The 12,765-nt window shown below is 71.4% G+C and carries 13 protein-coding genes; 7 read left to right on the top strand and 6 right to left on the bottom strand.

Annotated elements, in window-relative coordinates; translation table 11 throughout:
• Positions 1–114: 114 nt before the first annotated feature.
• Together AC5P1B_RS16445 and AC5P1B_RS16440 are read right to left on the bottom strand one after the other, a co-directional pair.
• Positions 115–684 carry a hypothetical protein gene (locus AC5P1B_RS16445; protein WP_493887942.1) on the bottom strand — a complete coding sequence of 190 codons (570 nt, stop codon included), beginning with the start codon at positions 682–684 and terminating at the stop codon, positions 115–117.
• 349 nt (positions 685–1,033) lie between these two features.
• Positions 1,034–1,804 carry an alpha/beta hydrolase gene (locus AC5P1B_RS16440; protein WP_493887888.1) on the bottom strand — a complete coding sequence of 257 codons (771 nt, stop codon included), beginning with the start codon at positions 1,802–1,804 and terminating at the stop codon, positions 1,034–1,036.
• A 288-nt stretch (positions 1,805–2,092) separates the two neighbouring features.
• On the opposite strand from AC5P1B_RS16440, the gene AC5P1B_RS16435 reads away from it, so the two are divergent.
• The 4 genes from AC5P1B_RS16435 to AC5P1B_RS16420 all read left to right on the top strand — a co-directional run bounded on the left by AC5P1B_RS16435 (position 2,093) and on the right by AC5P1B_RS16420 (position 6,110).
• Positions 2,093–2,848 (top strand): lysophospholipid acyltransferase family protein, encoded by a 756-nt coding sequence (locus AC5P1B_RS16435; protein WP_493887887.1) that lies wholly within the window; start codon positions 2,093–2,095, stop codon positions 2,846–2,848.
• Between the two features lie 96 nt (positions 2,849–2,944).
• On the top strand, positions 2,945–4,198 hold the full coding sequence (gene macS, locus AC5P1B_RS16430) for a MacS family sensor histidine kinase (protein WP_493887885.1): 1,254 nt from the start codon (positions 2,945–2,947) through the stop codon (positions 4,196–4,198).
• Complete coding sequence (locus tag AC5P1B_RS16425; RefSeq protein ID WP_493887883.1) at positions 4,195–4,869, top strand: response regulator; 675 nt, start codon at positions 4,195–4,197, stop codon at positions 4,867–4,869. Before macS ends, AC5P1B_RS16425 begins: the two co-directional genes overlap by 4 nt.
• A gap of 212 nt (positions 4,870–5,081) precedes the next feature.
• On the top strand, positions 5,082–6,110 hold the full coding sequence (locus AC5P1B_RS16420) for a 6-phosphofructokinase (RefSeq protein WP_493887882.1): 1,029 nt from the start codon (positions 5,082–5,084) through the stop codon (positions 6,108–6,110).
• A 112-nt stretch (positions 6,111–6,222) separates the two neighbouring features.
• Here AC5P1B_RS16420 and AC5P1B_RS16415 read toward each other — a convergent pair whose 3' ends face one another.
• Together AC5P1B_RS16415 and AC5P1B_RS16410 are read right to left on the bottom strand one after the other, a co-directional pair.
• Positions 6,223–8,181: an anthranilate synthase family protein gene (locus AC5P1B_RS16415; protein WP_493887881.1), complete on the bottom strand. Its 1,959-nt coding sequence runs from the start codon at positions 8,179–8,181 to the stop codon at positions 6,223–6,225.
• A gap of 95 nt (positions 8,182–8,276) precedes the next feature.
• A complete protein-coding gene (locus AC5P1B_RS16410) occupies positions 8,277–8,333 on the bottom strand; it encodes a trp operon leader peptide (RefSeq protein WP_493887941.1) in 57 nt (18 codons plus the stop codon).
• A 367-nt stretch (positions 8,334–8,700) separates the two neighbouring features.
• Here AC5P1B_RS16410 and AC5P1B_RS16405 point away from each other — a divergent pair, with 367 nt between their 5' ends.
• Positions 8,701–10,050 carry a class II 3-deoxy-7-phosphoheptulonate synthase gene (locus tag AC5P1B_RS16405; protein ID WP_493887880.1) on the top strand — a complete coding sequence of 450 codons (1,350 nt, stop codon included), beginning with the start codon at positions 8,701–8,703 and terminating at the stop codon, positions 10,048–10,050.
• A 159-nt stretch (positions 10,051–10,209) separates the two neighbouring features.
• Entirely contained in the window at positions 10,210–10,494 is a 285-nt protein-coding gene (locus AC5P1B_RS16400; RefSeq protein ID WP_493887879.1) for a (2Fe-2S)-binding protein, read from the top strand.
• A gap of 6 nt (positions 10,495–10,500) precedes the next feature.
• Here AC5P1B_RS16400 and bfr read toward each other — a convergent pair whose 3' ends face one another.
• Positions 10,501–10,980, bottom strand: coding sequence for a bacterioferritin (gene bfr, locus AC5P1B_RS16395; RefSeq protein WP_493887878.1), 480 nt, complete (start codon positions 10,978–10,980; stop codon positions 10,501–10,503).
• A gap of 157 nt (positions 10,981–11,137) precedes the next feature.
• Between bfr and AC5P1B_RS16390 the strand changes: the two genes are divergently transcribed.
• Positions 11,138–11,761, top strand: coding sequence for a sulfite oxidase-like oxidoreductase (locus AC5P1B_RS16390; protein ID WP_493887877.1), 624 nt, complete (start codon positions 11,138–11,140; stop codon positions 11,759–11,761).
• A gap of 48 nt (positions 11,762–11,809) precedes the next feature.
• Here the strand turns inward: AC5P1B_RS16390 and AC5P1B_RS16385 are convergent, their stop codons facing one another.
• Positions 11,810–12,685 carry a deoxyribonuclease IV gene (locus AC5P1B_RS16385; RefSeq protein ID WP_493887876.1) on the bottom strand — a complete coding sequence of 292 codons (876 nt, stop codon included), beginning with the start codon at positions 12,683–12,685 and terminating at the stop codon, positions 11,810–11,812.
• Between the last annotated feature and the right edge of the window lie 80 nt (positions 12,686–12,765).

Below are 12,765 nucleotides of genomic sequence, written 5' to 3'. Positions count from 1 at the left end.
CAGCCGCGACGCACCCGCGGTCCGCGACGCACGGACGGGGGCGCCGACCGACACGGGCACGGAACGGGCGCCGACCGACACGGGCACGGCCCCGGCAGGAGCGCGGCCCGGCCGCTAGACGACCGCGCCCCGCCCCGGGTCCTCGTCTTCCTCGTCCCCGTCGTCCTTCATCCGCATGACCAGCGTCGCGAACCCGCCGAGGAAGCCGCCGACGCCCAGGGTGGTGATCCACCACGTGAACTCCTGCTGGAACACCACCATGAGGAGCAGCAGCAGCGGACCGCCGAGGACGGCCAGCCAGGCGAAGCGCGAGGTGGTGTCGGAGTGCGGGAGGGGAGGCGGCTCTGGGGGCACGAAGTGGCCCTCGTCCGTCGCGTCGAAGTCATCCTCCGACGGCTCGGCCGGTTCCCAGTCGCGCGGGCCCACGCCGGGCGCGAAGACCACGAAGCTGCCCACGGGCCGCGCCGCCTTGGTGGCGGGCTCGTCCGCGTCGGGGTCGTCCAGGTCCTCGAAACCCGTCAGGCTGGAGGGCTGAGTGCTGTCCGGGGCGCCGCCGAGGGTCTTGTCGGGCTTCCCCGGCGCGATCTCCCGGCCAGGCAGGTCCTTCTCGGTCAGGCCCTCTGCCCTCGGCCACGGGGCGATACCCGGCGGGTCCGGCGGCTCCTCGCCGTACGCGGCGACGATCTCGGCCCAGGCGGTGTCCTCGGTCCCGGCCGAGCCGTCCTCGGCGACGGGACGGTCCTCGGCCGCGCGCTCACGAGGCGAGGCTTCCCCCGGCTCCGGGCCTTCCGCCGTCCGGTCGCCGTCCGGCGTACGGTCGCGCGGCTCGCCGTCGCCCGCGGCCGGGCCCGCCGCGCCGTCGGCGGACGCCCGCTCGGCGGCCTCGGCGGACGCCCGGTCGCGAGTCGCCCCGCCACCGGTCACGCCTTCGCCGCCAGGCCGGCCCCCGGCCGGGGTCTGATCCGGCTCGCGGTCCGCGTTCGCGTCACGCTCCGTCACTGCCCCGCGTCCTTCCCTCAGCCCACGCCATGGCCTAACCCACCCTGCCCGGCATGCTGACGCCCGTCAGCCGGTCGATGAAGGTGTGGGTGTCGGCGAAGATCTGCTCAGCGTCGAAGTCCAGCGTGGCCACGTGGAAGCTGCGCTCCAGCAGCCGCTCGGTGACGTCCGTGGACGACACCCGGCTGAGGATGCGCGCCGAGTCGATCGGCGGCACGACATGGTCCTGCGGGCTGTGCAGCAGCAGCAACGGCTGGGTGACCTGCGGAAGCTCGGCGTCGACAAGGCGGAAGAAGGTCCGCAGCGAGTGCGCCGCGTGCAGCGGGACGCGGTCGTAGCCGACCTCCTCGCAGCCGGGCTTGGCGATGTCGCTCGTGATGCCCTTCGTGGAGGGGACCAGATGGCGGACCACCGGCAGCGCCCTGGCCGCCACGTCGTGCATCTTGTTCGCCGGGTTGACCAGCGCGAGTCCGCTGACCGCCGCGCCATGCCTGGCCGCGAGCCGCAGCGCGAGCGCGCCGCCCATGGAAAGGCCGCACAGGAAGACCCGCTCGCAGGTCTTGGTCAGCCGCCGCAGCTCCCGGTCCACCTCCGCGTACCAGTCCTGCCAGCCGGTGAGCGCCAGATCCTGCCAGCGGGTGCCGTGACCGGGCAGCAGCGGCAGCGAGACGGTGTAACCGCGCTCGGCGAGGGAGTCGGCCCAGGGCCGGACGGACTGCGGGGAGCCGGTGAAGCCGTGACAGACAAGCACGCCGGTCTGTCCGCCTTCGTGGCGGAACGGCTCGGCTCCAGGAAGCAGCGGCACCGGGATCTCCGTTTCGGTCAGGGGCCGGGCGCGGCCGGGCGGTTGGTACCTCAGCGTACGCGGAGCGCCGCACCTCGGATAGATCGGTCGGCGTCCCGGATGGGACCTTGCCCGAGGCCGTCCCCCCGCCCCCGCCAGGCACGAGGTGAGGCGGGGACGGAGCGGGGCGGGCGCGTGCCGCCGACCGGCTTCCCGGCCGCGGCCACCACCCGTGGGCCCTGAACGCCGGGCGAGAGCGGGGCCGCGTGTCGGGTTAAGGTCTCCTCGTCAGCTACAGGAGGTCCTCGGTTGTTCTACGGCGCAATGAAGCTGTCCATCGGCGGGTCGCTGAAGCTTGCCTTCCGCCCCTGGGTGGAGGGCTTGGAGAACATCCCCAGCGAGGGCCCCGCCATTCTCGCGAGCAATCACCTCTCGTTCTCGGATTCGTTCTTCCTGCCCGCGATGCTCGACCGGAAGGTCACCTTCATCGCGAAGGCGGAGTACTTCACCTCCCCCGGGGTCAAGGGCAAGATGACCGCCGCCTTCTTCAAGGGCGTCGGCCAGCTGCCGGTGGACCGCTCGGGCGGGCGTGGCGCGGGCGAGGCCGCGATCAAGAGCGGCATCGACGTGCTGGCGCGGGGTGAGCTGTTCGGTATCTACCCCGAGGGCACCCGGTCGCCGGACGGGCGGCTCTACCGGGGCAAGCCCGGTGGCCTCGCGCGGGTCGCGCTGGCCAGCGGGGCGCCGGTGATCCCCGTCGCGATGATCGACACCGAGAAGATCCAGCCGCCCGGCAAGGTGATGCCGAAGCTGATGCGGCCGGGCATCCGGATCGGCAAGCCACTGGATTTCAGCAGGTACCACGGGATGGACGGGGACCGGTTCATCCTTCGTTCGGTCACCGACCAGGTGATGTACGAGATCATGAAGCTCTCCGGCCAGGAGTACGTCGACATCTACGCGACCGCCGCCAAGCGGCAGCTCGCGGAGGCGGCGAAGAAGCAGGCGGAGGAAGAGAAAGCAGCGAAGGCGGCAAAGGCGGCGAAGGCAGCCAAGGGGTCCTAGGCGGACTCCGCCTGGTCGAGTGGGGCCGAGCAGGACGGCGCGGCCGGACCGGTCATGGCACCGGCGGGGGTGAGCGCGCCCAGCGGGGTGGGGGAGATGGCTCAGCAACCGAAGCGTGACCGCGTGGTGCGGATGTCCGTGGAGCAGCCCTTGTGGCGGGCCCTGACCGGGTACCGCGTGCTGACCGCGCTTTACGCGCTCATGCTCTACGCGTTCGCCTACGACGAGTACGACCACCCGCTGGGCGCTGGCGCCTACATGCTGCTGCTTGTCGGCTGGATGGCCTTCACGTGGCGCACGGTCGCCTCGGCCGAGCGCTGCACCAAGCGCTTCCTGATCGTCGATCTGAGCGTCGCGATCGTCGGCATCCTGCTGACCCCGCTCGTGGACACCCATCAGCGGATCGTCGACGGGGGGCCCACGCTTCCGTCGATATGGACGGCGGGCGCGGTGCTCGGCTTCGCCATCAAGGGCGGCTGGCGCTGGGGCGCCGTGGCGTCGGCGGTCGTCGGCGTGGCCAACATCATCGAGCGGGGCGCCTTCGCTCAGAACACCGTGCACAACGTGCTCCTGGTGTGGGTGGCCAGCGTGGCGATCGGTTACGTGGTCGAGGTGGCCCGCGCCAGTGAGCGCACCCTCGCCCGCGCCCTGCAGATCGAGGCGGCGACCCGCGAGCGCGAGCGGCTGGCCCGCGACATCCACGACAGCGTCCTCCAGGTGCTCGCCATGGTGCAGCGGCGGGGCGTCGCGATCGGTGGCGAGGCGGCCGAGCTGGGGCGGATGGCGGGCGAGCAGGAGGTCGCGCTGCGCACGCTGGTCTCCAGTGGCCTCGTGCCCCGAAGCCGCGACGCGCACGCCGGGCCCGATGCCGTACTCGACGGCGGTCCGCCGCCCACCGGGTCGGAGGCGGGGCCGGTCGGATGCGTGGACGGCGTGGGCGGCACGGCCCCGTGCGACCTGCGGGCGCTGCTCGCGCCGCATGCCGGGGCCAAGGTCTCCTTCGCCGAGCCCGGTGCCCCGGTGCTGCTCCCCGCCGGGGCGGCGGCGGAGCTGGCCGGGGCGGTCAGCGCCGCGTTGGACAATGTGCGCAAGCACGCCGGTGAGGGGGCCCAGGCATGGATTCTGGTCGAGGACGAGCCCGAGGCGGTGATCGTCACCGTGCGCGATGACGGCCCCGGCATCCCGGAGGGGCGGCTGGCGGACGCGGAGCGGGAAGGGCGGCTCGGGGTCGCCCTGTCCATCCGCGGGCGGCTGCGCGACCTGGGCGGCAGTGCCGACCTGGTGTCCGTCCCCGGACAGGGCACCGAGGTGGAGTTGAGAGTTCCGCGGGGGAGAGAGGACGCACGATGAACGAGTCTCGGGCTGTACGGGTCATGGTGGTGGACGACCACCCGATGTGGCGGGACGCGGTCGCCCGGGACCTGGCCGAGGCCGGGTTGGATGTGGTGGCCACGGCGGGCGACGGGCCGCAGGCCATCCGCAGAGCCGCCGCGGCCGAGCCCGACGTCCTGGTTCTCGACCTCAACCTCCCCGGGCTGCCCGGAGTGCGGGTCTGCAAGGAACTGGTGGGCGCCAACCCGGCGCTGCGCGTGCTGGTGCTGTCGGCGAGCGGCGAGCACGCCGATGTGCTGGAGGCCGTGAAGTCCGGCGCCACCGGGTATCTGCTGAAGTCCGCGTCCACCAGCGAGCTGCTGGACGCGGTGCGCAGAACGGCGGCCGGCGAGCCGGTGTTCACCCCCGGGCTCGCCGGGCTCGTACTCGGCGAATACCGGCGGCTGGCGACCGACCCGGCCCCGGCGGCCCCCAACGAGCCGAGCGCTCCGCGCCTCACCGACCGGGAGACCGAGGTGCTGCGCCTGGTCGCCAAGGGCCTTTCGTACAAGCAGATCGCCGAACGTCTGGTCATCTCGCACCGCACGGTGCAGAACCACGTCCAGAACACCCTCGGGAAGTTGCAGTTGCACAACCGGGTGGAGCTGGTGCGCTACGCCATCGAGCGCGGCCTGGACGACGGCGCCTGACCACGGCGCCGCGGTCTTCCCGCCGGGGGCTCCGCGCCCGTGCCCGCCCGCCCCGTGCCCGTATGCCGGCCGGCCGTGCCTCGTATGAGTGAACGCCGCGGCGCAACTCGCTTGGAGAGCAACGGAATTAACCCTCCGCCCCATCCTCTGTGACCTGGATCACCGTTAGCGTGGCCGCCAGATCGGGTCACTCACGGAGAAGGGAAGATGCGATGCGGGTCGGAGTACTGACCGGTGGTGGTGACTGCCCCGGGCTCAACGCGGTCATCCGCGCCGTGGTGCGCAAGGGCGTGCAGGAGTACGGCTACGAGTTCGCCGGGTTCCGGGACGGCTGGCGAGGACCGCTCGACGGTGACATCGTGCCGCTCGACATCCCCGCCGTGCGGGGCATCCTGCCGCGTGGCGGGACCATCCTCGGATCGTCGCGCACCAACCCACTCAAGGTGGAGAACGGCATCCGCCGGATCAAGGAGAACCTCACCAAATATGAGGTCAACGCGCTGATCACGATCGGGGGCGAGGACACCCTCGGCGTCGCGGCGCGACTCTCGGACGAATACGGCATCCCCTGCGTCGGCGTGCCGAAGACCATCGACAACGACCTGTCCGCCACCGACTACACCTTCGGCTTCGACACCGCCGTCAACATCGCCACCGAGGCCATCGACCGGCTGCACACCACCGCCGAGTCCCATATGCGGGTCCTCGTCGTGGAGGTCATGGGCCGCCACGCGGGCTGGATCGCCCTGCACTCGGGCCTGGCGGGTGGCGCCAACGTCATCCTCATCCCCGAGCAGCGCTTCGACGTCGACCAGATCTGCGGCTGGGTCGACTCCCGCTTCAAGGTCCGCTACGCGCCGATCGTCGTCGTCGCCGAGGGCGCCACGCCCAAGGACGGCGAGATGGTGCTCAAAGACGGTTCGCTGGACTCCTTCGGTCACGTCCGGCTCTCCGGCGTCGGCGAGTGGCTGGCGAAGGAGATCGAGCGGCGCACCGGCAACGAGGCCCGTACCACCGTGCTCGGCCATGTCCAGCGCGGCGGCACGCCGAGCGCGTTCGACCGCTGGCTGGCCACCCGGTTTGGGCTGCACGCGATCGACGCGGTACGCGATCAGGAGTTCGGGGTGATGGTCGCGCTGCGCGGCACCGACATCGTGCGCGTCCCGCTGGCCGAGGCCACCGCCAAGCTGAAGACGGTGGACCCGAGGCTCTACGCGGAGGCCGGGGTCTTCTTCGGCTGACCGGGAGCCGTCCCCGGGCCGGGAGGGCGGCCGCACACGCCGGACAGGACCGGACGCACCCGCCTGTCCGGCCTGTCCGCCGCCCGCGGGCCGGTGGAACCGGCCCGGGGGCTTACCCCACCGTCACCGCCGCCAGCGCCTGGGCCACGATGACCGAGCCGTTGTAGGTCAGGACCGACTCGGGGTGGAACTGCAGGCCGCCGAAGCCGGGGCCGCGCAGCGCGTGCACCTCGCCGCTCGCCTGGTCCCGGCTCAGCTCGATGCGGTGCATCGCCAGTTCCCGTACGACCTGCTCGTCGCAGCGTGCCGTGAACGTGTTGTAGAAGCCGACGGTCTCCGGCCGCCCGAAGAAGTCGATGCGCTCCTGGGCGCCCTGCGCCGGAGCCTCCTTCCGTACGATCTCAAGACCCAGCTCCTTCGCGATCAGCTCGTGGCCCAGGCACACGCCCAGCAGCCCGTGCTCGTGACCGCGCACCAGCTCGGCGGTGAGCCCGCGCAGCAGCCGCATCTTCGGGTCGCCGAAGTCGTTCGGGTCGCCGGGTCCTGGGCCCAGCACGATCGGCCCGGGGTGGGTGAGGGCCGCCTCCCGCAGGCCGGGGTCGGCGAAGCTCCTGACCTCCACCCGGAGCCCGGAGGTGGACAGCAGATGGGCCAGCATCGCCGTGAAGGTGTCCTCGGCGTCGATCACCAGCGCGTGTCCGGCCAGGCCGGTCTCCGGCTCGACGGTCCGCATGCGCAGCCAGAACGGGGCGAGGTCCGCGCGCCGGGCGTCGAGTGCGGCCCGCACCCGTGGGTCGTCGGCGAGCCGGGACCGTGCGGAGTCCCCGGCCGAGGGCGGCGCGGGCCGCACACCGAGCGCCGTGAGCACCCCGGCCGCCTTCGCGTGGGTCTCGGCGACCTCGCCGCGCGGGTCGGAGTGGCGGACGAGCGTCGCCCCGACCGGTACCCGCAGCCGCCCCCCGCCGTCGATGTCGGCGGTGCGGATCAGGATCGGCGAGTCGAGGGTACGCGCCCCGCCCGCGTCCCTGCCGATGAGCGCCAGTGCCCCCGCGTAGTAGCCGCGGCCCCGCCCGTCCCTGCCCGGGGGCTCGTGGCGGGCGATCACCCGGCAGGCGTTCTGCACCGGCGATCCGGTGACCGTCGCGGCGAACATCGTCTCCCGCAGCACCTCGCGCACATCCAGCGTGCTGCGCCCGCGCAACTCGTACTCGGTATGTGCCAGATGCGCCATCTCCCGCAGCCGGGGGCCGACCACCACGCCGCCCCGGTCGCCCACGGCGCACATCATCTTCAGTTCCTCGTCCACGACCATCGACAGCTCCTCCACCTCCTTGCGGTCCCGCAGGAAGGCGAGCAGCCCGTCGGCGTCGGGCCCCCGCTCCGGGTAGCGGTAGGTGCCGCTGATCGGATTCATCACGACGGTCTCGCCGGACATCCGCACATGCACCTCGGGGCTCGCCCCCACCAGCGTCCGCTCCGCCGTACGCACCACATACGTCCAGTACGCGCCGCGCTCGCCGGTCAGCAGCCGCCGGAACAACGCGAGCGCGTCGGCGGCGCAGAAGCCGGGGATGTCGCCCTCGAAGGTCCGCCGGATGACGAAGTTGGCACCCTCACCGGTGCCGATCTCCTCCTCGATGACCCGCTCGACGACCCGGGCGTACTCCTCATCGCTGACGTCGAACGCCCCGCCGTCCACCCGCACCTCGTGCGCGGGCAGCGCGTCCAGCAGCTCGGCGAGCGGCAGCTCGTACGCCTCCTCGGGGCGCAGCACGGCCAGCGGCGTCCCGTCGTCGCGTGCCTCGAACCCGCGCTCGCTGATCTGCCGGAACGGGATGAGCGCGAGCGCGTCCGCCACCCGTCCCGCGCCGGGACCGCCGTTGGCGCCGGTGGCGGGCAGCGGGATGCCCGCGAGCCGTGGCACCTCGGTGACCTGCCCGATCAGCACCTCGACGGTGTCCTCGGGGCGCCCCGGGGTGCGGCGGCGGAGCAGGGCGAACGGTGGGCAGTCGGCGGCCAGCAGCCGCCGTATGAGAGCGGGCGCGGCGGGCGACGCCGTGGGGTGGGACATGGCGGGGTGCCTTCCTTCAGTGAGAGGAACGGCCCGCGAACGCGAGAAGGCCGCCCCTCGGGCGGCCTTCGCGTGGTGTCGTCAGATACGCGTGATCAGTGGGCCGCCGAGTGAGCGGTCCACCACCAGTCGCTGGTCAGCTGCGCGTACATGGGCGGCACCCTACCCGATGGCCCGCCCGGGCAGCGGGGCACCGGGCCGGACGGTGCGCCGGGCCAGGGGGCACGGTGCACGGTGCACGGGGCGGGGGGCACGGGGCGGGGATACGGGCACGGAGCCGCGTGGTGTGACGTATTCGGCACCGGGCCCGGGCGCGCGCGCCGACCGGCCGCGGGCGCGGCGTCGCCGGTCCGGCCTGACAGCGGCCGGACGCTGGCTGGATACCGCTTGTCGGCTGGTCGCGCTCGCAGCGGCGGCGGCTCAGAAGCTGGTCAGAGGCCCATCGGCGGGAAGCGTCAGGCCGTCTCAATCCGTGAGCAAGGTGCTGGGCGGCCATCTGGACCCCGTAATGTTGACAGCGTGACCGTGAACGCTGAAACCCACACTGGTGGCAACACCTGGCGCTCCCTTCCTGCGGCGCAGCAGCCCGACTGGCCGGACCAAGAGGCGCTGCGCGACGCGATCGCCGAGCTTGAGTCCTATCCGCCGCTCGTCTTCGCGGGCGAATGCGACCAGCTGCGTGCCCGGCTGGGTTCGGTGGCGCGCGGCGAGGCGTTCCTGCTGCAGGGTGGTGACTGCGCCGAGGCGTTCGACGCCGTGGGCGCCGACCAGATCCGCAACAAGCTGAAGACGCTGCTCCAGATGGGCGCTGTGCTGACCTACGCCGGTTCCGTGCCGGTGGTGAAGGTCGGCCGGATCGCCGGTCAGTACAGCAAGCCGCGCTCGAAGCCCACCGAGACCCGCGACGGCGTGACGCTGCCCACCTACCGGGGCGACTCCGTCAACGGCTTCGAGTTCACCGAGGCCGCCCGCATCCCCGACCCGCGGCGGCTCCAGCGGATGTACCACGCGTCCGCCGCCACGCTGAACCTCGTCCGCGCCTTCACCACGGGCGGCTATGCCGACCTGCGGCAGGTGCACGCCTGGAACCAGGACTTCGTGAAGTCCTCCCCGTCCGGGCAGCGTTACGAGGCGCTGGCGCGCGAGATCGACCGGGCGCTGAACTTCATGAACGCCTGCGGGGTGGACCCGGAGGAGTTCAAGACGGTCGAGTTCTACGCCTCGCACGAGGCGCTGGTCCTCGACTACGAGTCGGCGCTGACCCGGGTCGACTCGCGGACCGGCGACCTGTACGACGTGTCGGGCCACATGGTGTGGATCGGTGAGCGCACCCGCCAGCTGGACGGCGCGCACATCGAGTTCGCCTCCAAGATCCGTAACCCGATCGGCGTCAAGCTCGGCCCGACGACCACGGCGGAGGAGGCGCTCACCCTCATCGAGCGCCTGGACCCGGACCGTGAGCCGGGACGGCTGACCTTCATCACCCGGATGGGCGCCGACAAGGTGCGCGACAAGCTCCCCACCCTGGTCGAGAAGGTCACCGCGTCCGGCGCGCAGGTCGTCTGGATCTGCGACCCGATGCACGGCAACACCTTCGAGGCGGCCTCCGGCCACAAGACCCGCCGCTTCGACGACGTGCTGGACGAGGTCAAGGGCTTCTTCGAGGTGCACAAGAGCCTGGGCACCCACCCGGGCGGTATCCACGTCGAGCTGACCGGCGACGACGTCACCGAGTGCGTGGGCGGCGGCGACGAGATCTTCGTGGACGATCTGCACCAGCGCTACGAGACGGCGTGCGACCCGCGGCTCAACCGCAGCCAGTCGCTTGACCTGGCGTTTCTTGTCGCGGAGATGTACCGGGGCCAATAGCACCTGGCCTTGGGGACCGGATGTGGGGCGCGGATCTGTGATCCGCGCCCCACTGCGTTCGCCAGGACTTTTATGACCCTGGAACGACGGGTAAGGTTAGGGTAACCTCAGCAATCAATGGGGCTGAGGTTCCCTATCAATCCGTACGGGGGTGACCGCGTGTACGTCTGCTCATGTTTCGGCATCACCGAAACGCAGGTGCGTGAGCACGCGGACAGCGGCGCTTGCACTCCCCGCCAGATAGCCTCCGCCAGCAAGGCGGGAACGGACTGCGGTTCCTGCGTGCGCCGTATACAGGCGCTGCTCGGCCGCGGCGCGGGATGCCCCCGTCGGGAGACCCTGGACCGGCTCGGCGCGGACGGTGCGGCCACCGCGCTCGCGGCCGAGGCGTCGGATCAGCCCCCGACCAGGGTCGCCGTCACGGCGACGGCCGAGGCGGCCTGAGTCCGGTCAGCTGTCGGGCTGCTCGATGAGCTGCGCGATGTACAGCGGCTCGCCCAGCTTCTCGACCAGGTCCAGCTGGGTGTCGAGATAGTCGATGTGATGCTCCTCGTCGGCGAGGATGCTCTCGAAGATGTTGGCCGAGGTGATGTCGTTCTTGGCCCGCATGACCTCGATGCCGCGCCGCAGCCGGTCGATCGCCTCCGACTCGATCTGCCGGTCGGCCTGGAACATCTCGGTGACCGTCTGGCCGACCCGCACGTGGAACAGCCGCTGGTAGTTCGGCAGGCCGTCCAGGAACAGAATCCGGTCGGTCAGTACCTCCGCGTGCTTCATCTCATCGAATGACTCGGACCGCGTGTATTTCGCCAGCTTCGTCCATCCGAAGTTCTCCTGCATTTTCGCGTGCAGGAAGTACTGGTTGATGGCGGTGAGCTCGGCGGTCAGCTGCTCGTTGAGAAATTCGATGACCTCGGGGTCGCCCTGCATCGCAGAGACTCCTTCCAATCCAAGCGGGAACGCAAGTTCGCGCGCATCCTCGCACCGCCCCGGCAAGACCGTCCAGTAAGTGCACGCTTAGTACGAGTTGCCCAATTCCCAGAGGTGCTGGTCATCACCACCCCTGAAGTTCTGACACCATGGGGGTATGGGTCAGCCGGAATACCGCGAAGGGGCGCAGGGTCAGCTACCTCCGGGGCAACGGCTGCAGCGGGGCTGGCCGGTGACGCACTACGGTCCCGTGCCGAAGTTCCGGCCCGAGCGCTGGGAGTTCCGCGTTTTCGGCGCCACAGCCGACGGCGACAAGCGCTGCTGGACGCACGAGGAATTCTCCGCTCTCCCGTACTCAACAGTCGTCACCGACCTGCACTGTGTCACCAAGTTCAGCATGCTGGGTGCCGAGTGGGGCGGGGTGGCGGCCCGGGTGTTCCTGGAACTCGCGCCTCCCGCGCCGGATGTCACCCATGTGATGGTGTGGGCGGAGTACGGCTTCAGCTCGAATCTCCGACTGGCCGATTTCGCCGCTGAGAAGTCCATCTTCGCCACCCATAAGGGGGGCGAGCCGCTGACGGCCGAGCACGGATTCCCCGTCCGCCTCGTCGTGCCTCAGCTCTACGCGTGGAAGGGGCCCAAATGGGTCCGCGGCGTGGAATACATGACGGCCGACCGCCGGGGTTTCTGGGAAGAGCGCGGCTATCACAACATCGGCGACCCGTGGCGCGAGCAGCGGTACTCCTACCAGGAGGAGCCGGGCGACGGTCCGGAGCTGTAGCGGCACGGCCCGGTCGGCCGCGCCGTCGGTCCTGGGCTCCGGGCGGAGTCAGCCCGCCCGCAGCTCCTTGAGCCGCGCCACGTCCGCCACGTGACCCTCCTTGCCGCCCGGCGTCTCGATCACCAGCGGCACCCCCTCGGTGGCCGGGTGTGTGAACAGTTCGCCGAACGCGGTAGCGCCGATGTGCCCCGCGCCGATGTTCTCGTGGCGGTCCTTGTGCGCCCCGACGACGTCCTTGGAGTCGTTGGCGTGGATCAGTTTCAGCCGCCCCTCGCCCGTCACGGAGACCAGCTCGTCCAGCAGCGCCTTCGTACCCCCGGTCGCCGCCATGTCGTGCCCGGCGGCGTAGGCGTGGCAGGTGTCCAGGCAGACGCCGAGGCGCGGATGGCGGTCGAGGACGTCGAAGTAGGGCCCGAGGTCTTCGGCGAGCGCGCACAGCGAAGCACCCTGACCCGCGGTCGGCTCCAGCAGCAGCCAGGGGTCGTCGTCCCGCGTCAGCTCGTCGAGCAGGGGCAGCATCCGCTCCCTGACCTGCGCGAGGGCGGTCGCCCGCGCGCGGCCGCCGGTCGCGGCGCCGGTGTGGACGACGACGCCGAGCGCCCCGATCTCACGCCCCCGGCGCAGCGAGTGCCGCAGCGACTCCACCGACTTCTCCGCCGTCGCCTCGGTGTGTGAACCGAAGTTGATCAGATACGGGGCGTGGACGTACGCGGGGATCGACTCGGCGGCGCAGCCCGCGCGGAACTCCTCGTCCTGGCGCGGATTGCCGGGCGGGGTGGCCCAGCCGCGCGGGTTGGCGACGAAGACCTGGACGGCCTCGGCCTCGAGGTCACGGGCGTAGGAGAGGCCCACGGAGGCGAGTCCACCGGCTACGGGGATGTGACCGCCGATGGGGTTGCGGGTGCGGATGACAGAGGTGCTCACCGTATCCAGGGTGCCAGGTGGTGAGAGGCGTGACGGCCACGAGCGCCGTGGTCTTGCCCACCTCTGGCCCACCGGCACCG

This window comes from Streptomyces sp. A01, from assembly GCF_059026195.1.
Note: the sequence above shows the minus strand (reverse complement) of the source record. Positions and strands in the feature narration are given on the sequence as shown.